The organism is Mesorhizobium sp. WSM4841, assembly GCF_055811515.1.
The window spans coordinates 82,435-105,052 of record NZ_JBVVQC010000011.1; the positions used below are offsets into that span (position 1 = coordinate 82,435).

The 22,618-nt window shown below is 63.5% G+C and carries 23 protein-coding genes and 1 riboswitch; of the genes, 11 read left to right on the top strand and 12 right to left on the bottom strand.

Translation table 11 applies throughout. The annotated features are described in order from the left end of the window. The first annotated feature begins 22 nt into the window (after positions 1-22). Positions 23-562 carry an Lrp/AsnC family transcriptional regulator gene (locus AC0L14_RS15570; RefSeq protein ID WP_123146884.1) on the top strand — a complete coding sequence of 180 codons (540 nt, stop codon included), beginning with the start codon at positions 23-25 and terminating at the stop codon, positions 560-562. A 15-nt stretch (positions 563-577) separates the two neighbouring features. Here the strand turns inward: AC0L14_RS15570 and AC0L14_RS15575 are convergent, their stop codons facing one another. The 6 genes from AC0L14_RS15575 to AC0L14_RS15600 all read right to left on the bottom strand — a co-directional run bounded on the left by AC0L14_RS15575 (position 578) and on the right by AC0L14_RS15600 (position 6,576). Beyond that, positions 578-1,414 carry a GNAT family N-acetyltransferase gene (locus AC0L14_RS15575; protein ID WP_473750037.1) on the bottom strand — a complete coding sequence of 279 codons (837 nt, stop codon included), beginning with the start codon at positions 1,412-1,414 and terminating at the stop codon, positions 578-580. 5 nt (positions 1,415-1,419) lie between these two features. Further along, entirely contained in the window at positions 1,420-2,166 is a 747-nt protein-coding gene (locus AC0L14_RS15580) for an aspartate/glutamate racemase family protein (RefSeq protein WP_473750038.1), read from the bottom strand. Between the two features lie 8 nt (positions 2,167-2,174). Continuing rightward, on the bottom strand, positions 2,175-2,993 hold the full coding sequence (locus AC0L14_RS15585; RefSeq protein WP_473750039.1) for an ABC transporter permease: 819 nt from the start codon (positions 2,991-2,993) through the stop codon (positions 2,175-2,177). Positions 2,994-2,997: 4 nt separating this feature from the next. Next, entirely contained in the window at positions 2,998-3,843 is an 846-nt protein-coding gene (locus tag AC0L14_RS15590) for an ABC transporter permease (protein ID WP_473750093.1), read from the bottom strand. A 324-nt stretch (positions 3,844-4,167) separates the two neighbouring features. Continuing rightward, positions 4,168-5,457 (bottom strand): ABC transporter substrate-binding protein, encoded by a 1,290-nt coding sequence (locus AC0L14_RS15595; RefSeq protein ID WP_123146879.1) that lies wholly within the window; start codon positions 5,455-5,457, stop codon positions 4,168-4,170. A 30-nt stretch (positions 5,458-5,487) separates the two neighbouring features. Further along, the gene (locus tag AC0L14_RS15600) at positions 5,488-6,576 is read right to left on the bottom strand and encodes an ABC transporter ATP-binding protein (RefSeq protein ID WP_473750040.1); all 1,089 of its coding nucleotides are present in this window, start codon (positions 6,574-6,576) and stop codon (positions 5,488-5,490) included. Between the two features lie 262 nt (positions 6,577-6,838). Between AC0L14_RS15600 and AC0L14_RS15605 the strand changes: the two genes are divergently transcribed. Next, positions 6,839-7,552: a GntR family transcriptional regulator gene (locus AC0L14_RS15605; protein ID WP_123146877.1), complete on the top strand. Its 714-nt coding sequence runs from the start codon at positions 6,839-6,841 to the stop codon at positions 7,550-7,552. 169 nt (positions 7,553-7,721) lie between these two features. Here the strand turns inward: AC0L14_RS15605 and AC0L14_RS15610 are convergent, their stop codons facing one another. Continuing rightward, complete coding sequence (locus AC0L14_RS15610) at positions 7,722-8,306, bottom strand: HupE/UreJ family protein (RefSeq protein ID WP_473750041.1); 585 nt, start codon at positions 8,304-8,306, stop codon at positions 7,722-7,724. A 115-nt stretch (positions 8,307-8,421) separates the two neighbouring features. On the opposite strand from AC0L14_RS15610, the gene AC0L14_RS15615 reads away from it, so the two are divergent. Continuing rightward, positions 8,422-8,883, top strand: coding sequence for a hypothetical protein (locus AC0L14_RS15615; protein WP_473750042.1), 462 nt, complete (start codon positions 8,422-8,424; stop codon positions 8,881-8,883). Here the strand turns inward: AC0L14_RS15615 and AC0L14_RS15620 are convergent. The 5 genes from AC0L14_RS15620 to AC0L14_RS15640 form a co-directional block, all read right to left on the bottom strand. After that, a complete protein-coding gene (locus AC0L14_RS15620; protein WP_473750043.1) occupies positions 8,880-10,088 on the bottom strand; it encodes an agmatinase family protein in 1,209 nt (402 codons plus the stop codon). The genes AC0L14_RS15615 and AC0L14_RS15620 overlap by 4 nt on opposite strands. 12 nt (positions 10,089-10,100) lie before the next feature. Then, a complete protein-coding gene (locus AC0L14_RS15625) occupies positions 10,101-10,910 on the bottom strand; it encodes an ATP-binding cassette domain-containing protein (protein WP_473750044.1) in 810 nt (269 codons plus the stop codon). Further along, complete coding sequence (locus AC0L14_RS15630) at positions 10,907-11,719, bottom strand: ABC transporter permease (protein WP_473750045.1); 813 nt, start codon at positions 11,717-11,719, stop codon at positions 10,907-10,909. The genes AC0L14_RS15625 and AC0L14_RS15630 overlap by 4 nt, the downstream gene beginning before the upstream one ends. Positions 11,720-11,824: 105 nt before the next feature. Beyond that, on the bottom strand, positions 11,825-12,889 hold the full coding sequence (locus AC0L14_RS15635; RefSeq protein ID WP_473750046.1) for a putative urea ABC transporter substrate-binding protein: 1,065 nt from the start codon (positions 12,887-12,889) through the stop codon (positions 11,825-11,827). 99 nt (positions 12,890-12,988) lie between these two features. Next, a riboswitch (guanidine-I (ykkC/yxkD leader) is annotated at positions 12,989-13,103 on the bottom strand. Positions 13,104-13,242: 139 nt separating this feature from the next. Beyond that, a complete protein-coding gene (locus AC0L14_RS15640; RefSeq protein ID WP_473750047.1) occupies positions 13,243-13,929 on the bottom strand; it encodes a GntR family transcriptional regulator in 687 nt (228 codons plus the stop codon). A gap of 298 nt (positions 13,930-14,227) precedes the next feature. On the opposite strand from AC0L14_RS15640, the gene AC0L14_RS15645 reads away from it, so the two are divergent. The 8 genes from AC0L14_RS15645 to atzF are packed head-to-tail and all read left to right on the top strand — an operon-like array spanning position 14,228 to position 22,567. Then, on the top strand, positions 14,228-15,355 hold the full coding sequence (locus tag AC0L14_RS15645) for a BMP family ABC transporter substrate-binding protein (protein WP_473527467.1): 1,128 nt from the start codon (positions 14,228-14,230) through the stop codon (positions 15,353-15,355). Positions 15,356-15,413: 58 nt separating this feature from the next. After that, entirely contained in the window at positions 15,414-16,538 is a 1,125-nt protein-coding gene (locus AC0L14_RS15650; RefSeq protein WP_473750094.1) for an ABC transporter permease, read from the top strand. Then, on the top strand, positions 16,538-17,464 hold the full coding sequence (locus AC0L14_RS15655) for an ABC transporter permease (RefSeq protein ID WP_473750048.1): 927 nt from the start codon (positions 16,538-16,540) through the stop codon (positions 17,462-17,464). The genes AC0L14_RS15650 and AC0L14_RS15655 overlap by 1 nt, the downstream gene beginning before the upstream one ends. 25 nt (positions 17,465-17,489) lie before the next feature. Next, on the top strand, positions 17,490-18,191 hold the full coding sequence (gene biuH, locus AC0L14_RS15660; protein ID WP_123146849.1) for a biuret amidohydrolase: 702 nt from the start codon (positions 17,490-17,492) through the stop codon (positions 18,189-18,191). A gap of 9 nt (positions 18,192-18,200) precedes the next feature. Further along, the gene (locus AC0L14_RS15665) at positions 18,201-19,730 is read left to right on the top strand and encodes an ABC transporter ATP-binding protein (protein ID WP_473750049.1); all 1,530 of its coding nucleotides are present in this window, start codon (positions 18,201-18,203) and stop codon (positions 19,728-19,730) included. Then, positions 19,730-20,398, top strand: coding sequence for a cysteine hydrolase family protein (locus AC0L14_RS15670; RefSeq protein ID WP_473750050.1), 669 nt, complete (start codon positions 19,730-19,732; stop codon positions 20,396-20,398). The genes AC0L14_RS15665 and AC0L14_RS15670 overlap by 1 nt, the downstream gene beginning before the upstream one ends. Further along, positions 20,391-20,741 carry a cupin domain-containing protein gene (locus tag AC0L14_RS15675; RefSeq protein ID WP_473750051.1) on the top strand — a complete coding sequence of 117 codons (351 nt, stop codon included), beginning with the start codon at positions 20,391-20,393 and terminating at the stop codon, positions 20,739-20,741. Before AC0L14_RS15670 ends, AC0L14_RS15675 begins: the two co-directional genes overlap by 8 nt. Beyond that, positions 20,738-22,567: an allophanate hydrolase gene (gene atzF, locus AC0L14_RS15680; protein ID WP_473750052.1), complete on the top strand. Its 1,830-nt coding sequence runs from the start codon at positions 20,738-20,740 to the stop codon at positions 22,565-22,567. The genes AC0L14_RS15675 and atzF overlap by 4 nt, the downstream gene beginning before the upstream one ends. Positions 22,568-22,618 lie beyond the last annotated feature (51 nt).

Consider the following 22,618-nt stretch of genomic DNA (forward strand, 5'->3'; position numbering starts at 1 on the left):
TGTATCAATAAGGAATTTCACCATGGATGAAGAAACAGATGGCATTCTGCAGAACAGGCCTGCTGCCCGCGATGTCGACGCAACCGACCGAAAGATATTAGGCGTTCTGGTCGACGACGCCACCGTCAGCTATGCCGAACTCGGTGATCGCGTCGGCCTGTCGCCGCCGGCAGCGCATGAACGGGTGAAGCGCCTTCGGCGCAGCGGCGCCATCCGCAACACCGCGGCAATCATCGATCCCAAGGCGGTGCGCAAGCCGTTGCTCGCCTTCGTGCACATCGACACCAAGGGCTGGGGAAAGACGCCCGAACTGATGGCGATCTCTGAGCACCCCGAAGTCGAGGAGATTCATTCGGTGGCCGGCGATACATGCATGCTGATCAAGGTCCGCACCGAGGATACTCGGGCGCTCGAAGGCCTGCTGTCGCGTCTCTACGAAACGCCCGGCGTCACATCGACGCGAAGCTATGTGGTTCTGTCGACCTATCTGGAGCGGCCGGTGCAGCCCGGGATCACGACGGAATGGCCGGCGCCCCGGCACATGGCCAAACCGCTGTATTAGGCGGCCTGCGTCCAATCAACCAAGCTCCAGGGTCGTTATTGCAAAGACCCCGGATTGCGCTAACTGCGGCGCTTTTCCCCTGTACATTCGAGCCGTTTCGAAGCCCGGCTCGAGGCCGGCGGACGTCAGCCGAGCTGCAAATTGCCCGCTGGTCTCGGGCACGTCGAGATGGACATTTCCGGGTCCGGAGATGCCGGCGAGCGCGGCGAAAAGGCGACTTGCCGCGTCCAGGCTGTTGGAAAAAAGCGGCCCGATCTTGCAACCGTCCCGGCAACGGCGCGCGACGCCATATCCCTCGATCGCGCCATCCCTAACGATCGCCAGCGCCATGTGCGGCGGGCGCAGCCAGTGCTCCAGGAAGGATCGCCTCGGAGCGGGAAAGAAGCGGCTGTCGTAGTCCAGCACATTGGGCATGAGTTCCGGGTCTATGGCGCGAATACCACCGTCGGCGGTTGCCGGAACATTTGGCGATCCGACGAACCGGACCGTCCGATAGGCCGGCGCAAAGCCCATGCTGCGGTAGTTGGCCTGCTGTTCGACGACACCATCGAGGCCGATCGTGCGGTTGCCGAGCCGCGCCATGCCGGCATCCCAGACCGCCTTGCCATGGCCCTCTCCGCGCCTGTCCGGCCGACAGATGTAGAGGCCGATGAAGCCGAAATCGTCGCCATAGGCCACAGCCGAAATACCGGCCACCATCTCGCCATCGACAAAGGCGCCGATGAAGCCCTCGGGATCCGCTGCCTGGAACGCCACGGCATCGCCAACACCGGGATTCCAGCCTTCCGCTGCCGCCCAGTCGACAAGGGTTTCCACTTCGTCAAGTGCGAGCGTTCTGATCGTTCGGCGCATTGCGGTCACTCGGCGGCAACAGATCCGGGGGCGAAGGATTTCAAGGCGCCACGATAAGGCTTTGCCAGCGGGCTTGCATAGGCGCCACGCTTGGAGGTCGACAGGCCAAGCGCGATCAAGGCCTCGGCCTGCTTGACCGCTGCGCCGACGCCGTCGATGACCGGAACGCCGAATTGCCGCTGCAACTCGGCGGCGAGATCGGCCATGCCGGCACAGCCGAGCACGATGGCCTCGGCGCGATCCTCCTCGAGCGCGCGCGCGATCTCGCCGCGCAATTTCAGGATCGCATCGGATGCCGGATCTTCGAGGGCGAGAACCGGAATATCGGCAGCGCGCACGCGTGCCCGCCCCGCCATGCCATAGCGCTGCACCAGCCCTTCGACCGGCACGCGCGAGCGCTCGGTCGTGGTGACGACGGTGAAGCGCTGGGCGATGAACGAGGCCGTGCTGAGCGCTGCCTCGCAGATGCCGATGACCGGAATGTTGGCCATGGCGCGCGCGGCATCGAGGCCGGTATCGTCGAAACAAGCGATGATCGCGGCCTGCGCGCCCGAGCGCTCGCCGGCGGCGATCTCGACCAGCAGGCCCGGCACGGCAAGCGCCTCGTCATAGTAGCCTTCGATCGAAACCGGACCCATCGTCGAGGTCACGGCGACGATGTCCGTACCGGCGCCGGCGACCAACCGCGCCGCCGCTGCAATGGTTTTGGTCATGCTGGCAGTGGTGTTCGGATTGACAACGAGGATTTGCACTGCGGCTCTCAAATACGCGCCCGGCGACGGCCGACATAGACGATTGCGCCGAGCGTCAGCAGGATCACCAGGAAGGAAAACACGGTCGTCACGGTGCCCAGCGCATAGAGCACCGGCGTCGTCACATTCGTCGTCATGCCGTAGATTTCGAGCGGCAGCGTGTTGAAGGTGCCCGAGGTCATCAGCGTGCGGGCGAACTCGTCATAGGACAGGGTGAAACCGAACAGGCCGACACCGATCAGGCTGGGCGCGATCATCGGCAGGACGACATGCGCGAAGGTCTGCCAGGACGACGCACCGAGATCACGCGCGGCTTCCTCATAGGCCGGTGAGAACCGGTTGAAGACGGCGAACATGATCAGCACGCCGAAAGGCAAGGTCCATGTCAGATGCGCGCCGAAGGCAGACGTGTACCAGGCGGGGCGGAGGCCGATCTGCTGGAAGACGACCCCGATGCCGAGGCTAATGATGATCGACGGCACAACCAGGCTGGCGACGGCCAGATAGAACAATGCGGTGGCGCCGCGAAATTTTTGCCGAAAGGCAAGACCGGCAAGCAGTGACACGCCGACGGTCACGATCATCACCATCAGGCCAAGGATGAAGGAGCGTTTGAAGCTGCCGCCGAAATCGCCGACCGCCTGGCGCTCGAACAGATTGGCGAACCAGTGCAGCGAAACGCCGTTCAATGGGAATGTCAGCCCGCCATTCTCGCCCTGGAAAGAGAGGATCAGGATCGCCGAGAGCGGGCCGTAGAGAAACAGCACGAAAAGGGCGAAGAAGGCCGCCAGCACGTAGAATTCGAGGGGGCGCTTGTCGTGGCTCATCGCCTCACAGCTCCTTGCGAATGTCGACGATGCGCAGGATGCCGGCGACCATCAGCAGCACCAGTACCAGGAGCACGACCGCATTGGCGGCGGCCGCCGGATATTGCAGCAGCGACATCTGGTTCTTCATCATCAGCGCGACGGAGGCGCTCTGTCCGCCGGACATCACCTGCACCGTCGAAAAGTCCGCCATCACCAGCGTGACGACGAAGATGGTGCCGATCGCCATCCCGGGCTTGGCAAGCGGAATGATGACGTTCCACAGGACCTGCCAGCCGGACGCGCCGGCATCACGCGCGGCCTCGATCAGCGACTTGTCGATGCGCATCAGCGTGTTGAAGATCGGCGTCACCATGAACAGCGTGTAGAGATGCACCATCGCGAGCACCACGGCGAATTCGGAATACAGCAGCCATTCGATCGGCTTCGGGATCAGCCCGATCTCAACCAGCGTCGAGTTGACCAGCCCGTTGCGGCCAAGCACCGGAATCCACGAAATCATGCGGATGATGTTGGAGGTCAGGAACGGCACGGTGCAGACCAGGAACAGCACCATCTGCATGGCTGTGGTCCTGATATGGAAGGCGAGGAAATAGGCGACCCAGAAACCGATGAACAGCGTCAGCGCCCAGACGATGGCGGCGTATTTCAGCGTGTTCAGGTAGGTTTTCCAGGTGACCCAGGAGCCGAGCGTGTCGGAATAGTTGGTGGTCAGGAAATCCGGGTACATCGCCGCGAAGTCGTAGTCCCAGAAGGAGACCACGGCGATCATCAGGATCGGCAGCAAAAGGAACGCGCCGAGGATCAGCGCCAGCGGGGTCGCCTGGAGGTAGGAGACGATCGCGCCGATCGAGAACCGACGGCGTCTGGCGGGTTTGGCGGCGGCGGTGGTTGCGGGCTGGTCGAGAGCCACGGTCATCTGGAACAGCCCTGGCGTGTCGCGGAGGGCCGACAATCTGGCAAGCTGTGATCCTTCGCGCCCCCCTCTGTCCTGCCGGACATCTCCCCCACTTGGGGGGAGATCAGCCGTCGCCGCTGCTTTCGCCAATCTCCAACATCGCAAGAAGCGGGGCCAACAGCGAAGCTGCCAATCTCCCCCCAAGTGGGGGAGATGTCCGGCAGGACAGAGGGGGGCGCGAAGGAACGCAACATCTCAGTTATTGCCTGCCTTGCGCTACGCAGCGATGAACTCGTTCCAGCGCCTCACCATGTAGCGGTCCTCGTCCATGACCGAGTTCCAGCAGGCGACCTTGCCCATGCGCTCGACGAAGGAGCCGCCGTCGCGCACGGCGCCCGCCTTCTCCATGACCTTGCCGTCCGGCGCCATGATATCGCCCTTGGCCGGCTTGCCGTCGACCCAGTAGCCCCATTCGTCCTCGGACATGAACTGCTTGGCCGTATCCATGGCGGCCGAGTAGTAGCCCTGGCGATTGAGATAGGCGCCGACCCAGCCGGACAGGTACCAGTTGATATACTCGTAGGCGGCGTCGAGCTCGGCGCCCTTGAGATGCGCCGCCAGGCCAAGGCCGCCGCCCCACGAGCGATAGCCTTCCTTGAGCGGCTGGTACTTGCAGGCGATGCCCTTGGAGCGCACCGCCGCGACCGCCGGAGACCACATCGACTGGATGACCACTTCGCCTGAAGCCATCAGGTTGACGCTCTCGTCGAACGATTTCCAGAACGCCCGGAACTGGCCGTCCTGCTTGGCCTTGATCAGGAAGTCGATCGTCTTGTCGATCTCCTCCTTGGTCATGTTGCCCTTGTCGGCATATTTGATGTTGCCCATGGCTTCCATGATCATCGCCGCATCCATGATGCCGATCGACGGGATGTTGAGAATGGCGGCCTTGCCCTTGAAGGCCGGATCCATGATGTCAGCCCAGGTGGTGATCTCGCGCCCGACAAGGTCGGGGCGGATGCCGAGCGTATCGGCATTGTAGATGGTCGGAACCATCGTCATCCACTGCGTCGGTTCCTTGGCGAAGGTCTTGGCGTCCTGCGCCTCGACGAAGCCGACGGTATGCGGCGCGGTGCCCTGGGCGATGACGCTGTCGGGCGTCAGCTTGCCGGTGATGAACAGCGGTACGATCTTGTCGTAGTATTTCAGCTTCTTGACATCCATCGGCTGCATCACGCCGGACGGATACACTTTCTTGGCGATCCAGTATTCGATGTCGGCGATGTCATAACTGTCCGGCTGGGTTACAGCACGCTGGGCGGCGGCGTCGGAATCGGTCGCCGTCATCTCCAGCGTGATGCCGAGATCAGCCTTGCACTTGTCGGCAATGGCGTTGAGGTTCGACACCCCGGTGCCGAACTGGCGCAGCGTGATCGGGTTCTGCGCCCAGATCGTCGGGAACCCTGATATGGCACCCGAACCGGCGGCAAGACCGACGGCGGCAGCTCCGGTCTTGAGCAGCGAGCGGCGGGAAATTCCTGTCTTCTTGTCGGTGGTGTTGGTCATGTCAGTTCCCCTGTTTTGATTGGTGTTGGTTCAGGAATCGAGACGGCCAAGGACGATCGCGTCCTCGGCGTCCCAGGCGATCGGCACCGCGTCGCCGACGGCGACCGGCTTGGCGAAGAAGCTGGTGTCGTCGACGATCACCGTAAAATCCTCGATGCCGGCGCCATTGACCGAGAGCTTCACGGTCGAGCCTCGGTATTCGACGTTGGAGGCGATGCCGGTGAAGCCCAGCCCGGCGGCCGGCGGATCACCGATCCGCACGTGATCGGTGCGAATGGCGATATCGATCGGCTCGCCGATCGCCCTGCCCTGCCCGCTGGCCGCAAGCGAGGCGCCACCCGGCACATCGAAGACAACCATGCCGTCGCGGCTGCCGCTGACGCGGCCGGAGACGACGTTGTGATCGCCCATGAAACGGGCGACGAACGCGGTGGCCGGCCGCTCGAAGACGATGCGCGGATGCGCCGCCTGCTCGATGCGGCCGTCATTCATGACCACGATCAGGTCGGCGAGCGCCATCGCCTCCTCCTGGCTGTGGGTGACGTGGACGAAAGTGATGCCGAGCGAGGTCTGCAGCTTCTTCAGTTCCGCCCGCATGCGGATCTTCAGGAATGGATCGAGTGCCGATAGCGGCTCGTCGAGCAGCAGCGCTTCGGGGTCGGTGATCAGCGCGCGGGCCAGAGCGACGCGTTGCTGCTGTCCGCCCGAAAGCTGCGCCGGGCGGCGGCTGGCATAGCCCTCCATCTGCATCAGCTTCAGCATATCGAGCGCTTTGGCGCGGCGCTCCTCCTTGCCGACACCCTTCATCTTGAGGCTGAACGCAACATTGTCGACCAGGTCGAGATGCGGAAACAGCGCGTAAGACTGGAACATCATGGCGGTGCCGCGCCTGGCCGGCGGCAGGTCGGTGACCACTGTGTTGCCGAGACGCACGTCGCCGCTCGATATGCTCTCGTGCCCGGCAATCATGCGCAGCGTCGAGGTCTTGCCGCAGCCGGACGGCCCGAGCAGGCAGCAATAGGTTCCCGCGGGGATTTTCAAGCTGATGTCTTCGACGGCAGTCGTTGCGCCATAGATTTTCGAAACGGACACGATGTCGATTTCGGCGGCTTTGGACATCCGGCTTCCTCTCTAAATCAACTTAAGCAAAGCATCATGCATGCCAATTGCCCTACTTCGGCCGCAAGCGATTGAAACCTTGGGGAAATCGGGATTGCATCCGGCTGCCTGCCGAAACAGCATGCTTATGCAATGCACAAATTATAGGCGATAGCGGGCGATTCTCGCAAAAATCGTATGCAATCTTTTCTGACATCGTATTCACTTTGACCCTCGTGCACGCGACCCGATTCAGGGTAGAAGGGGTGCAGGGACTACCATCATGAACATAGCCGACCAGACTTTCCCTGCTGTCGACAGTGCCAACGAGGATCGCGCCCAGACGATCCGCGACCAATTGCGCGACGCGATCGTCGATCGTCGGCTGGCGCCCGGAACCAAGCTGTCGGAAGGCGAGGTCGGCACTTTGTTCGATGTCAGCCGCACCGTGGCGCGCGCGGCGCTACAGATGCTTTCCTTTGAGGGATTGGTGCGGACCGAGCGCAACCGCGGCGCCTTCGTCGCCAATCCGTCGCCGGAGGAAGCGCGCCAGGTCTTTGCTTCGCGCAGGCTCATCGAACCCGGCATCGCAATCGCCGCGGCCGGGCGGATGACGTCGGCGCATGTCGTTGCCTTCAAGGCGCAGCTCGAGGAAGAAGGCCGCTTCATTGCCGAACGCGGACCGAGCGCAAGACGATCGGAGATCAAGGCTTCGGGCGATTTTCACCTGCTGCTGGCGTCGGTCGCCGGAAACATCATCCTCCAGCGCTTCATGGAAGAACTGGTCGCGCGTTCATCGCTGGTGATCGCGCTCTATGGCCGCTCGGGCGTCTCGAGCTGCGGCCATAGCGAGCACATGAATATCCTAGAGGCGCTGGAAAATGGCAATTCCGAACGCGCCAGCGCACTGATGCTGCACCACATCGACCATATCGAGGCCGACCTCGATCTGCGCATCAGGAGCGGTCCGGCGCTCAGGCAGGCGCTCGAGTTCTGACGCTCATTTCGACCGGAGGGACGCGATAACCGCGCCCTTCAAAGCCGCTCGGCACGGATCTTCAGGATCTGGTACAGCAAATCGCGGATGCGCCGCAGCCTCATCGACAATTTCTGGCTCATCTGCATTCCAGTTCTGTTTGCCGACTGCCAGCGTTTGATCGCCTCACTCAGAAGGTCTGGGCCGCCATGGCCATTCCAACCAGCGAGGTGGCGAGCCCCGCGGTGCGGACCGTCATCGGCCAACGGGCGAGCTTGAAGACGGACAACACCCCGATCGCATGCAGCATCGATGAGCCGAGCATGAAACCAGCGGCGTAGGCGATGCCGCTGGCGCTCTCGGGAATCTCGAGGCCGTGGGCATTGCCGTGAAAGAGGCCGAACAGGGCGGTCAGCGCCGCGGCGGCGGCCAGCGGCAGCGGCCCGGCAAGACCGACCATGGCGCCGAAGACTACCAGCGACAGCGCGATGCCCGTTTCAAGCGAAGGCAGGCCGATGCCCGCCATGCCGAGCAAGGCTCCGGCGACCATGGCCGAGACAAAGACCAGCGGCACAAGCACAACACTGCGCTCGCCGGCGCGAGCGCCAATCATGCCGACCGTGACCATGGCCAGCAAATGATCCATGCCGAAGAGCGGGTGTTCGAGGCCGGCGAAAAAGCCGTGGACGTGAACGCCGCCGCTATGCGCAAACGCCAGCGACGGCGTGAGGGCAGCGAGAGCTGAAAGGGTGCCAAGTCTTGCTAATGTTTTCATAGTTGTACCTGTTCGATGAGAGTGACGGGTTCTGGTTTCAGTGCCCGGGAACGGCGAATTGCGAAGCGGCGGAACGGTCTGCAAGGGCGCGCGCCGCGGCGAAGCCGAGCGGCTTTTGCTCATTGCCATCGTGATAGATGAAAGCGAGGCGGCGGCGGTGCGATGTCAGGCGCGCCGGCAACGGGTGATAGGCGACGCCGGTGCCGCCGACGAGCGGCATGACCGCGCCGACGTCGACCAGATCCTCGGTCTCGACGCGAAGCAGATGAAGCCGCACGCCGTCTGCCGTCTCGCCGACAAAGGGTATGCCGGCCAGGCGCAGAAAGCTGGATGGGTCCGGCGCCCGCGCAAAGCCTTCGAGGAAGGCGGTTTCAACAAGGTCGAGGTCGACCGTCGCTGGATCGGCCGGCGGCTCGTGAGCCTGGTCCGGCAGATGCGGCGTCTGCCATTGCAGCGGCTTGCCCGCGGGCCCGTTGTGGCCGAGGACGTGCGGATGGTCATGATGGCCGTTCGGCCCGTGATGATGATGGCCATCGCCATGATCGTGACTGTGGTGGTGATCATCGTGCATGGTTAAAAACTCGCCGGTTTGTCGATGATGGATTTGTGCTTGCCGAGATTACCGTGGGCGACCATCGAGCCGAGCGCCTCGACGACGACACGCACACCGAACAGCGCCGTAATGTCCGACGTGTCGTAAGGCGGCGAAACCTCGACCACTTCCAGCCCGCAGATGCCTGGAGCAGTCACCAGCCCAAGCAGCTTGAGCGCCTCGCGCGGCAGGAAGCCGCCCGGCTCAGGCCAGCCCGTACCGGGCACGAAACCGCAATCGAGGCTGTCGACGTCGAAGGAGATGTAGACGGCGTCGGTGTTTTTCCATGCGAGTTCGAGCGCGATTTCCGCCGCCTTCTCAAGGCCCATCTGCTCGATGTCGGCAATGGTGAGCACGTTGGTGCCGCGCTTCCTCGCCTCGGCGACGCCGTAGCGGGGAACCTGCCATCCGCCGATGCCGAGCTGCACGAGATTGGTCGCCGAGACGTTCGGCAGGTTGGTCGCCCAATACCAGGGCGTGGTGTGCATGCGCTCGTCGAGATCCTTTTCCTGGATGTCGATATGGCGGTCGAAATGGATGATGCCGATGCGTTTCGAGGTCACGTCGGCGATGCCGCGCACGCAAGGGAAACCGATCGAATGGTCGCCGCCCAGCATGATCGGCAACGCGCCGGACGAGGCGACATGGCTGACGCCCTTGGTGATCTGGTCGAAGCTCTTTTCGAGATTGGCGGGAATGGTGAAGACGTCGCCGGCGTCGCACAGCGTCATCTGCTCGCGCAAATCGACGCCGAGCTCGTAATTGTACGGCGTGTAGAGCGCCGAGATGCGACGAATGCCTTGCGGCCCGAAGCGGGTACCCGGCCGGTAGGTGGTGCCGCTGTCGAAAGGAATGCCGATGACGGCAGCATCATATTTGCCAACATCGCGGACGTTCTCGACATAGGGCGCCTTGAGAAAGGTGTTGATGCCGGCGAAATGCGGCAGCTCGCCGCGCGCGAATGTCGGGATCGATTTGTCGACGATCGACTCCGACCCTGGCAGGCCCATGTCGAGCGCCCATTGCTGCTCCTTGCGCCAGCCGCTTTCCGGCAGCTTGCCCTCGGCCTCGATCGATTTCCAGCCCTGCGTGCCGCGCGCGTCGAAATCCGGGTGGTGAAAGCGTTCCCTGGCCGCCCGGGCGACGAGCCCTGCTCGGCGGTGGCTGCGTTCGGGGATATTTCTGGACATTCAAACTCTCCGTTACGACGCCGTCGTCGCCATTGCTTTATCCGGCCGGGTCGTCCCGACCATCGCGGCCACCCTGGCCAAGTGATGAGAGGAAGCCCGGGTCTTGCGATCGAGCTTCAGATCGTAGGTGATCGTCGCGCCGTAAGCGGACGGGAACTGCGGATCGTGGCGCACCTTGTCGAAGACCAGCACGCGGGTGCCGAGCTTGAAGGCCTCGCCGATATCGTGGGTGACCATCACCACCGTCATGCCGTGCTCGGTCCAGAGCTCGGTCAGCAGCTCGTGCATCTCGACGCGGATGCCGGGATCGAGCGCCCCGAACGGTTCGTCGAGAAGCAGGATCTGCGGACGGCCGAGCAAGGTCTGCGCAATTGCCAGCCGCTGCTGCATGCCGCCGGAAAGCGATGCCGGATAAAGGTCGCGCGCATGAGCGAGCCCGACGCGCGCCAGCATGGCCTCGGCCTCTTGCCTGGCGTTTCTGCGCCTGGCGCCGAAGACGCGGCCAAACGGCCCGCCCGAGCGAAAGTCTTCGACCAGCAGCAGGTTCTGGATGGCGGTCAGATGTGGAAACACCGAATAGCGCTGAAAGACGATGCCGCGCTGCGGCGTCGGCTCGGGCACGATCGGGCCATCGCCGACGATGACGACACCGCCGCTCTGCTGCTCCTGGCCGAGCAGAATGCGCAGGAATGTCGATTTTCCGCAGCCGCTGGCGCCGACCAGCGACAGGAATTCGCCGGCCTCGGCGGTGACGTTGACCCGCTCGAGCACCCGGGCATCGCCATAACTCTTTTCCAGCCCGTGAACGACGATGCGGCTCATCTGGTCTCCACCGGGTGCGCCCAAGGGGACATCGCTTGGGAAAGCCGCACCAGCAGCCAGTCGGTGATGACGGCAAGCAGCGTGATCCAGGCGACATAGGGCAGGATGACGTCCATCGAGAGATAGCGGCGGACGAGGAAGATGCGGTAACCCAGCCCTTCGGTCGAGGCGATGGCTTCGGCGGCGATCAGGAACAGCCAGGCCGGCCCGAGCGCCAGCCGCACGCAGGTGATGAGGCGCGGCATGACCTGCGGCAGCACCAGCCGCAAGATCATGGTCCAGCTGTTGCCGCCAAGTGTTTGCGCCTTGGCGACCAGTTCGGACGGCAATTCCAGCACCCGGTTGGCGATGTCGCGCACCATCACCGGCGCGACGCCAAGGGCAATCAGCGTGATCTTGGCCGTTTCGCCGAGGCCGAGCGCGATGAACAGGATCGGCAGCAGCGCCAGCGGTGGGATGACGCAGACGACGGTGACGAACGGCAGCAGGAACGCCCGCACCCGCGGGATGAAGCCGATGGCGATGCCAAGCGAAAGCGCGGCGAAGGTGGCAACGCCCACGCCCGCGAACAGCCTGAGGAGACTGGCATAGGTATCGACCCACAGGATAAGGTCGCCCGAGCGCTTGTCCGGAACCGTAGCAAGGTCAAGAAAGGCCGACCACATCTGTGCCGGCGAAGGCAGCAGCTTGTCGCTGGGATTGACCGCCAGCCGTTGCGCCGAGGCGATCAGATAGGCGATCGCCACCAACAAGAACGGCAAGCCGCCGAGGAACAAGGCGCCGCCGCGCGAGACCTTCGCATTGATCATGCGAAGGCGCACCTTCGGCCTTGGCGGAGAAGGGCGCGTGGTGCCCTCCCCGCCCGTGTCGGAGACTTCATCCCTGGCACTCATTCCCTTGGCCAGCATGTCGGGTCAGGGCGTTGCGGTTGCGGCCTCGGCCATGAAGGCTGGATCGAAACGCAGCTTGACGTTCTTGGCGTCGCCCAGCGTGGATCCGTCGGGAAAACTCATGCCGACCACGTCGACACTCGTGGCATTGGTGCCGAGGATACCGTGGCTGAACAGGAAGTTGCGGACCAGATCCATCGTCTTCGGCAATTCGGTGCCGTTGGTGAACTCGACCGCCTTGGCGGGGTCGAAGAACATTGCCGTCGAAGCGAGCTGCGCGTCGAAGCCGGCGAGGTCGGTACCGGACGCCTTGGCCATCTCCTCCTTGGCTGCCTTGCCTTCCGGCGTGTCGGAGGTCATCAGGTCCATCGCTTCGTACCACGCGCCGACAAGCGCCTTACCCAGCGCCGGATTGTCCTTCAGCGTCTCGGTGTTGACGACCATCAAGTCGATGATCTCACCGGGAATCTGCGAGGAATCGAAAACCTTGTGCGCACCCGGCATGGCGACGATCTCGGAAACCAGCGGGTTCCAGGTAACGACCGAGGTGACGTCGCTGGTGCCGTAGGCGGCGACCATGTCGGCGTCGGACGTGTTGACGACGGTGATGTCCTTCTCGGCGAGCTTGACCGTGTCCAGCGCCCGCGCCAGCAGGTAATGCGAGACGGAGAGCTCGACGAGGTTGACCGTCTGGCCGGCAATGTCGGCGAGCGCGGCCTTGTCCTTGAGGATCACGGCATCGTTGCCGTTGGAGAAGTCGCCGATGATCAAAGCGGTGGTGTCGACGCCGCCGCCTGCGGGGATCGACAGCGCGTCCATGTTGGTCATCGAACAGCCGTCGAAGCCGCCGGCCGTATACTGGTTGATGCTTTCGACATAGTCGTTGATGCGGGTGATCTCGACATTGATGCCGTTTTTTTCAGCCCATTTCTTCATGATGCCGCTGTCGGAGAGATAGCCCCACGGCATCCAGCCGACATAAATCGACCAGCATATCTTGAAGTCTTTCTTGGGCGCCGCGTCGGCGGCGGAAACGACGGGAAGGCTGAGTGATGCGGCTAGGATGATTGCGGCCAGCTTGCGAAGCATTGCGTACCCCTGTTCGCGATCCGGATTGCGGCCGGACTTGATGTTGGGGTTTGCGAGCGCGCATCCGGGAGAGGTTCGCGCCAGCAAACCCGTGCAGGGTTCTCCCGGGATTTTGGCCCGCCGTGTTCCGCCGGATGCCTCAGTGCATCCCTGGCGGTCGCATCTCTTGGACCAGCACCGCTGTGTCGCGGCCGGAACCCTAGACGCTCTGCACACCATCTACGAAGCAAGGAGCATGCCAAGCCGAATTGTGCCAAATGGCCGGCATTTGTGGAGCTGTGCGGCTTCGAGCGTTCGCCCGAGTGACGCGAAAATCATCGCATCGCCGACGGATTGGGCAGTTTGCCTGATTGCTAGGAAGACATCCCGAACGAATCCGCCGCCGGTTTCATCGGGTCAACCGCTGCAAAGACGGCGCTCGCCTCGCTGACGATGGAAACGTGATCCTTGGCTGCATGTCCTGCGGCAGCGCCGTCGCCGCGCATGATCGCGGTAACGATGACGTCATGCTCCTGCCAGGATTTGGCCAGGCGGCCCGGCAGCATGAATTGCGCGCGCCGGAACGGCGCCAGCCGGCTGCGCGTCATGACGGTCAGTTCATAGATGTGCTTGCTGTGCGCGCCGCGATAGAGCCGGGTGTGGAACTCGGTGTTGAAATACTCGTAGTCCTCCTCCGCGCCCAACTGCACGAGGCGCGCCGATGCCTGGTGCTCGATCTCGAGCGCGCGGCGCTCTGCGGTGGCCATGCGCTCGGCTGAAAACCGTGCGCAAATCGCTTCAAGCTCGGCCATGCTCTCGAACATCGAGGCAAGATGCTCCTGCGTCACCACGGCGACAGTGGCGCCCCGGTTGGGTCGCCTTTCCACCAGCCCCATGGCGCTCAGCCGGCCAAGCGCCTCCCTGACGGGGGTGCGCGACACGTCGAAACGGGCAGCGAGCGAGGCCTCGTCGAGCTTTTCGCCGGGGCGCAGGAAGCCGGTGACGATCCGGTCACCGATCGCCCTCACCATCTGATCGACAGTCGTGCCCGACCTGATCAAGCTGCGCTTCCCCGACAATTCTCCTCCGTCAGTCTTTTTTCGCGGCTGTGCGGCAAGTGGCTCGCCGGAAGTTTCGACTCGGGCGCGCCCTCTATGCCTTTATTTTAATCTAGATGTCAAACTGGCTAATTGAAAGGCAAAAAGTGCATGCAATTGCCTTTCACTTGAGCACGGCAAATCGGCACGCCAACTGATTTAATTGGATAAATTCTAGCCTTTGAACTGGCACAGCGATTGCATGCACTTTTACGAGAAGGGAATTAATCGACCCGAAAAGGGTTCAACAGGGAGCATTCACATGACTGAGAGATTCATGCTTAGCCGCCGCGAGTTGCTCAAGACCTCCGCCGCCGGAGCGGCGCTCGGTCTGGCCTCGGCGTCATTCCCGATCAGCAGGGCGTTCGCCGCTGCCGTCACTGTCGGCTTCATCTATGTCGGACCGAAGGACGACTACGGTTACAACCAGGCGCATGCCGAGGGTGCTGCCACATTGAAGGCCATCGAGGGCATCTCCGTGGTCGAGGAGGAAAACGTCCCCGAGACGGTCGATGTCCAGAAGTCGATGGAATCGATGATCAACCTCGACGGCGCCTCGCTGATCTTCCCGACCTCGTTCGGCTATTTCGATCCGCACATGCTGGCCATGTGCGCGAAATTCCCCGACGTGCAGTTCCGCCATTGCGGCGGCATGTGGAACAAGGACAAGCATCCGATGAATGCCGGTTCCTATTTCGGCTATATCGGCATGGGCCAGTATCTCAACGGCGTCGCCGCCGGCCACGCCACCAAGACCAAGAAGATCGGCTTCGTCGCCGCAAAGCCCATTCCGCAGGTCCTGCTCAACATCAACTCCTTCCTGCTCGGCGCACGCTCGGTCGACCCGACCATCACCTGCCAGGTGATCTTCACCGGCGAATGGTCGCTGGCGGTCAAGGAGGCGGAAGCCACCAATGCACTGGTCGATCAGGGTGCCGACGTCATCACTTGCCATGTCGACAGCCCGAAAGTGGTGGTCGAAACGGCGGCGGGGCGCGGCGCCTTCATCTGCGGCTACCATGCCAATCAGAGCCCGCTGGCGCCGGAAAAATATCTGACCGGCGCGGAATGGAACTGGGCGAAGGTCTACAAGATGTTCGTCGACGACCTCATGGCCGGCAAGCCGCTGCCCAATTTCACGCGCGGCGGACTGGCCGACGGCTTCGTCAAGATGAGCCCGCTCGGCCCCGCCGTCAGCGAGGCGGCGCGCGCCCAGTTCGACGGAACGCTCGCCGAAATGATGAAGGGCGGCTTTTCGGTGATCAAGGGGCCGTTGAAGAACAACAAGGGCGACGTCGTCGCAACCGAGGGCCAGACCTTCGTCGAAGCCGCGATCGAGTTGGAAAGCATGGACTATCTCGTCGAGGGTGTCGTCGGCTCGACCGCTTGAGCATGGATCGGAGACGGGGGCCATGGCAGACACCGTGAGCAGTGCGAGCGTGCCAGTGATGCTCGGCGCCCGGGGCTATCCCACGGCGCTCGAATGGATCGCCCGGCGGGCGGAGGCCTTCGTCATCCCGCTCGCGGCGCTGATCGTCGGCATGGCCCTGTTCAGCCTGTTCATCGCGCTGGTCGGCAAATCGCCGGCGCAGCTCTATGAAACGATGTGGCGCGGCGGCTTCGGCTCGTGGTTCTCGGTCCAGAACTCGCTGTCGCGGGCCGCACCCTTGCTGCTTGCGGCGCTCTGTGTGGCACTGCCGGCCCGGCTCGGCCTTGTCGTCATCGGCGGCGAAGGCGCGATCGTGCTGGGCGGCGTTGCCGCGGCTGCGATGGGCGTGGCCACCAGCGGTGCCCCCGCCTTTTTCGTTGTTCTAGCCATGGGCGTGGCGGGCCTGGCCGCCGGCGGCATCTGGATCGGTGCCGTCGGCGCGCTACGCCACTACCGTGCCGTCAATGAAACCATATCGAGCCTTTTGATGGCCTATATCGCCATCGCCCTGATGAACCATCTGGTGGAAGGGCCGCTGCGCGATCCTGCCTCGCTCAACAAACCGTCGACCGAGCCGCTGGCGGAGGCCTACCGCATCGGCAATATTCCGGGCATGGACGTGCATTGGGGCCTGGTCGTCGGCGTTATCGCCTGCATTCTGTCCTGGCTGCTGATCGAAAAGACCCGCTGGGGGTTTGCCGCCCGCATCGCCGGCGGCAATGTCAGGGCAGCCCAGGTGCAGGGACTTGCCGTCGGGCCGCTGATCGTCGGTTTCACCGCGCTGGCCGGCGGCTTCGCCGGTCTTGCTGGCATGCTGGAAGTTGCCGCCGTGCAAGGCAGCGCCAATGCTTCGCTCGCCGCCGGCTACGGGTATACCGGTATCCTGGTCGCCTTCCTCGCCCGCCACAATCCGCTCGCCATCATCCCGGTCGCCTTCCTGCTTGGCGGCATCGACGCCTCCGGGGGGCTGATCCAGCGCCGCATGGACCTGCCCGACGCCACCGTGCTGGTGCTGCAAGGCATGCTCTTCGTCGTCATTCTGTTCAGCGAAACCTTCTACGGCCGCTTCAAGGCCTTCAATCCCGACCTCTGGCAGAGGCCCGATCTCTTGAAGAGGCCAGATCTCTTGAAGGGAACTGCCTGATGGACGCAGCTGAGATCGGCCTCTGGGGCGTTCCGCTCGCCATGCTCGGCGGCGCCATCCGCGTCTCGACGCCGTTCATCTTCGTGTCGCTGGGCGAAGCCATCACCGAGCGTTCGGGGCGCATCAATCTCGGTCTCGAAGGCACGCTGGTCTTCGGCGCGATGACCGCCTATGCCGTGGCGGTGATGACCGGCTCACCATGGCTCGGTCTGCTGGCCGCCGCCGCCGCCGGTCTTTGTTTCGGCCTGTTCCACGGCTGGATCTGCAAATTCCGCGGGGTTAACGACATCGCCATCGGCATTGCGCTGATGCTGTTCGGCTCGGGTCTTGCTTTCTTCTTCGGCAAACCGTTCATCCAGCCTTCGGCGCCCGACCTGCCGGCGATCGCCTTTGGCGGCTGGTCCGATATTCCGCAGGTGCAGGCGGCGCTCAACGTCAATGTGCTGTTCCTGATCGGTGCAGCACTTGCCGTGTTTCTGTGGTGGGCATTCCGCAACACCCGCGCCGGCCTGATCGTGCGCGTGGTCGGTGACAGTTCCGATGCGGCGCGCGCCATGGGCCTAAACCCGAATACGGTGCGCCTCTTCGCCACCGGCATCGGCGGCGCGCTGGCCGGCATCGGCGGCGCCTACCTCTCGCTCTACTATCCCGGCAGCTGGACCGAAGGCATTTCGTCGGGACAGGGGCTGATGGCGGTGGCGCTGGTCATCTTCGCGCGCTGGAACCCGCTCGGCTGCTTTGCCGCCGCACTGCTGTTCGGCGGCGCCGGCGCGCTGGGGCCTGCGCTGCAATCGGTCGGCGTCACGCAAGGCTACTATCTGTTCTACGCCGCACCCTACATTCTCACCCTCGTCATCATGATCGCCACCTCGTCGCCGAGCCGTTCGCTGGCTGGCGCGCCGGGCGAACTGTCGATCACCAAATGACGTTTCCAGACTGGAGTTTTGCTCAATGAACGCCAGAGCCGAGGTCACGCAGCGCTATATCGATGCCGATCCCTATCCATGGCCCTACAATGGCGAGCTTCGGCCCGACAACACGGCGCTGATCATCATCGACATGCAGACCGATTTCTGTGGGCCGGGCGGTTATGTCGACCATATGGGCTACGACCTTTCGCTGGTGCGGGCGCCGATCGAGCCGATCAGGTCGGTGCTCTCCGCCATGCGGGCGAAGGGCTACACAATCATTCATACGCGAGAGGGCCACCGGCCCGATCTCGCCGACCTGCCGGCCAACAAGCGCTGGCGCTCGCGCCGCATCAATGCCGGCATCGGCGACCCCGGGCCCTGCGGGCGCATCCTGGTGCGCGGCGAGCCGGGCTGGGACATCATCCCCGACCTCTATCCGGCCGAAGGCGAGCCGATCATCGACAAGCCGGGAAAGGGCTCGTTCTGCGCCACCGACCTGGAATTGATCCTCAACCAGCGCGGCATCGAAAACATCGTGCTCACCGGCATCACCACCGATGTCTGCGTGCACACGACGATGCGCGAAGCCAACGACCGCGGCTTCGAATGCGTGATGCTGGAGGATTGCTGCGGAGCGACCGACTACGGCAACCATCTCGCTGCGATCAAGATGATCAAGATGCAAGGCGGCGTGTTCGGCGCGGTGTCGAACTCGGCGTCCTTCGTGGCCCAGTTGCCATGAGGTTCGACCATGAGTGACCGCGGCAAAAAAGCGGTTGGCGTCGAGACCATCGGCATGAGCATGCGCTTCGGCGCCTTCACCGCGCTGGACAACGTCTCGATCAAGGTGCCGGCGGGATCGTTTCACGCGCTGCTTGGCGAAAACGGCGCGGGCAAGTCGACGCTGGTCAAATGCATCATGGGTTTTTATCACCCGACCGCCGGCGACATTCTGATTGACGGCCGCGAGGTCGGGATCACCAGTCCGAAGGATGCCTCGGCGCTCGGCCTCGGTATGGTCTACCAGCATTTTACCCTTGTCCCGTCACTGACGGGTGCCGAGAACCTGGTCATTTCGCGCGAAAAGGTGCCGGGGATTATCGACTGGCGCAAGGAGCGCGCCGCACTTGCCCAATTCATGGAGCGGATGCCGTTCAAGCTGCCGCTCGACGTCAAGGTGGCCGAACTCGCCGGCGGCGAGAAACAGAAGCTCGAAATCATCAAGCAGCTTTATCTCGGCCGCAGCTTTCTGGTGCTGGATGAGCCGACGTCGGTGCTGACCCCCGGCGAGGCGCAGGAAGTGCTGGGCCTCGTGCGCGGCATGACCAAGGCGGGCGACCTCACCGTGCTGATGATCTCGCACAAATTCCACGAGGTGACGGCTTTCGCCGACGACATCACGGTGCTGCGCAAGGGCAGATTGACCGGAACTGGGAAAGTATCGGACCTATCTCACAAGCAGATGGCGGCGATGATGATCGGTGACCAGCCGATTGCCGCGCTCGACAGCCGCGCTCCAGTGCCTGTCGGCGCCAGGCAAATCCTGACGGTGAATGCACTGAAGGCGCGCGACCGCACCGGCCTGAAGACCATCAACATCGGTGAGCTCGATGTGAAATCCGGCGAGATCGTCGGTGTCGCCGGCATTTCCGGCAACGGCCAGAAGGAGTTTTTAGAAGTCCTTGCCGGGCAGCGTACGCGTGATGCCGGCGACGTTCTGGTGAAGGGATCGCCCTACGGCGCCAGCCGCGCCGAGGCACGCACGCTCAATGTGCGCTTCATCCCGGAGGAGCCGTTGCGCAATGCCTGCGCGCCGAGGATGACGGTTGCCGAAAACATGGCTTTTCGGACTTTCGACCTGAACGAGGCCGGCAAACAGATCAACTGGATCAAGATGAGCGCCATCAGGGACTATGCGACGCGCCTGGTCGAGCAGTTCAAGGTCAAGACGGCCTCGCTCGCCTCGCCGATTTCATCGCTGTCCGGAGGCAATGTGCAGCGCGCGGTGCTCGCCCGCGAACTGACCGGCGAGGTCGATCTTCTCATCGTGTCCAATCCCTGCTTTGGCCTCGACTTCTCCGCCGTCGCCGAAATCCGCGCCCGCATCATGAAGGCGCGCAACGCCGGCGCCGCCGTGCTCCTGATGTCCGAGGACCTCGACGAATTGCTGGAGCTTTCCGACCGCATCTTCGTCATGTCCGACGGCGCGCTGGTCTATGAGACGCCGATCGCGCAGGCGAGCGTTCAGACGATCGGCGAACATATGGCCGGACATCATTGATGGCCGAGATCGATGCGCTGCCGTTTCCGTTTGCCTTCAAGCCTGAGGCGATGGCGCTGGTCGTCATCGACATGCAACGCGATTTCGCCGAGCGGGGGGGCTTCGGCGCCAGCCTCGGCAACGACGTCAGCCGGGTGGTGGCGATCGTGCCGACGGTGAAAAGGCTGATCGAGGGGTTCCGCGCCGCCGGCCTGCCGGTGATCCACACGATGGAGTGCCACAGGTCAGACCTTTCGGACCTGCCGCCGGCCAAGCGCAATCGCGGCAATCCGTCGATCCGGATCGGCGATGTCGGTCCGATGGGCCGCGTGCTGGTCGTCGGCGAGCCGGGAACGGCGATCCTCGACGAGGTGGCCCCGCTGCCTGGCGAAATCGTCATCGAAAAACCCGGCAAGGGCGCGTTCTACGCTACCAGCTTCGGTGAGGACCTGAAGCGGCTCGGCGTGCAGCAGCTCGTCTTCGCTGGCGTCACGACGGAAGTCTGCGTGCAGACGACGATGCGCGAGGCCAACGACCGCGGCTATGAATGCCTGCTGGCCGAGGATGCGACGGAGAGCTATTTTCCGGAATTCAAGGCGGCCGCGCTGGCCATGATCAGGGCGCAGGGCGCGATCGTCGGCTGGACGGCGACGACGGACCAGGTGCTCAAGGGAATTGCCGATGCCTAACATTGCATACCCGGCTCTCATCGATGCGGGCTGGCGTGATCTGGCATTCGAGCATTTTCGCGACGGCATCACGGTGCATTGGCTGCTCAAGGGCGGACCGGCCGAACCGTCCGTCGCCATCCTGAACTATCGGCCCGGCGCCGGCGTGCCGCGCCATCGCCATGTCGGGCTGGAAACCATCGTCGTGCTGGAAGGCACCCAGAGCGACGAGAATGGCGACTATCTTGCCGGAAGCGTGATCCTGAACCCGGTCGGGACCGAGCATTCGGTGTGGACGAAACACGGCTGCGTCGTGCTGATCCAGTGGAATCTGCCGGTGGTCATTCTGGACGAGACGAAATGAGCGACATCCGCTTCGATATCGGCAGCCTGCACGCGACCTATGCCTCCGGCATGTCGGCCGCTACCATTATTGAAACCGTGTTTCAGCGCGTAGCGAAAGCGGACGATCCAGGCATCTTCATCCATCTGGCGAGCAAGGCGGACCTGCTCGCCGAAGCCGAGGCACTCGGCGAATTCGATCCCGTGGCAAAGCCGCTCTGGGGCGTGCCGTTCGCAGTCAAGGACAACATCGATGTTGCCGGCATGCCGACCACGGCCGCCTGCGCCGAATATGCCTACTTGCCGGCGAAAGACGCCACCGTCGTCGCGCATCTGAGGGCGGCCGGCGCACTGGTCGTAGGAAAAACCAATCTCGACCAATTCGCCACCGGGCTAGTCGGCGTGCGCACGCCCTATCCGATCCCGAGAAACGCGATCGATCCGAAACTGGTGCCGGGCGGTTCCTCGTGCGGCTCGGCCGTGGCGACGGCGCACGGCATTGTTTCTTTCGCGCTCGGCACCGATACCGCAGGATCCGGCCGTATCCCCGCCGGCCTCAATAACATCGTCGGGCTAAAGCCGACCGTCGGCGCGCTGTCGGCCGCCGGCGTGGTGCCGGCCTGCCGCACGCTCGACTGCGTCTCCGTCTTCGCGCTCACCGTTTATGACGCCTACAGCGTCTTCAGGGCCGCGGCGGCCAAAGATGACGCCGATCCTTATTCGCGCGCTATCGCGGCGGCGCCGCTCGGTCCGCGCCCATCCGAGCTGTCTGTCGGCGTTCCGGCAAAGACGGACCGGGAATTTTTTGGCGACGCGGCCATGCAAGCGGGATTCGAAGCGGCGCTGCGAACGCTGGAAAAACTTGGCTGCCGATTGGTCGAAATCCCCTTCGGCGATTTCTACGCCACCGCCAACCTGCTTTACGAAGGCGCCTGGGTGGCCGAGCGCTATGCGGCGATCGCGGATTTCATGGACGCGAACGAAGCGGCCATGCATCCGGTGACGCGCACAATCATCGGCGGGGCGCGAAAGCTCTCCGCGGCAGACGCGTTCAACGGCCTCTATGCGCTGCAGGCCTACAAGGTCAGGCTGGCGCCTGTCATTGCCTCGGTCGACCTTTTCTGCGTACCGACCGCGCCGACGCATTACACTATCGGTGCCGTCTTGGCCGATCCGATCGTCACCAACAGCCGGCTCGGCACCTACACCAATTTCGTCAATCTGCTCGACATGTGCGGCATCGCCATACCGACGGGCGAGCGCGACGATGGCTTGCCGATGAGCGTCACTTTGCTTGCCGCCGCCGGCAGGGACGCCCTGACGGCGGCGCTGGCCAGCGAGCTCCATGCAGCCAGCGGTCTCGGCCTTGGCGCGACTGGCTGGGCGATGCCTGCTTCCCCCGCCAAAATCCCCGACTTCGATGACGACATGATCGAGATCGTGGTCGTCGGCGCGCATCTGTCGGGAATGCCGCTCAACGGCCAGCTCTGCGCGCTGGGAGGCCGAATGAGCAGGGCCGCCAAGACGGTCGCCTCCTACCAGCTTTACGCGCTCGCGGGCCAATCTGTGCCGAAGCCGGGGCTCGTGCGTGTTGCCGATGGCGAAGGGGCGGCGATCGATGTCGAGGTTTGGCGGCTTTCGCCAGACGCGTTCGGACGCTTCGTGGCCGCGATCCCGCCGCCGCTCGGGATAGGCACGATCGAGCTCGACGAGGGGACATCGGCCAAAGGCTTCCTGGTCGAAACCGCCGGGTTGTCACGAGCTATCGACATTTCGGCCTATGGCGGTTGGCGTAGCTTCATCGCAAAGGCCGGCGGAGAGCGACTGGAAAGCGTTTCGGCCGATTGAACGACCGGCTGTTCGCGCCGGCAACATCAGCGCGACCTCAAATCATAGCAG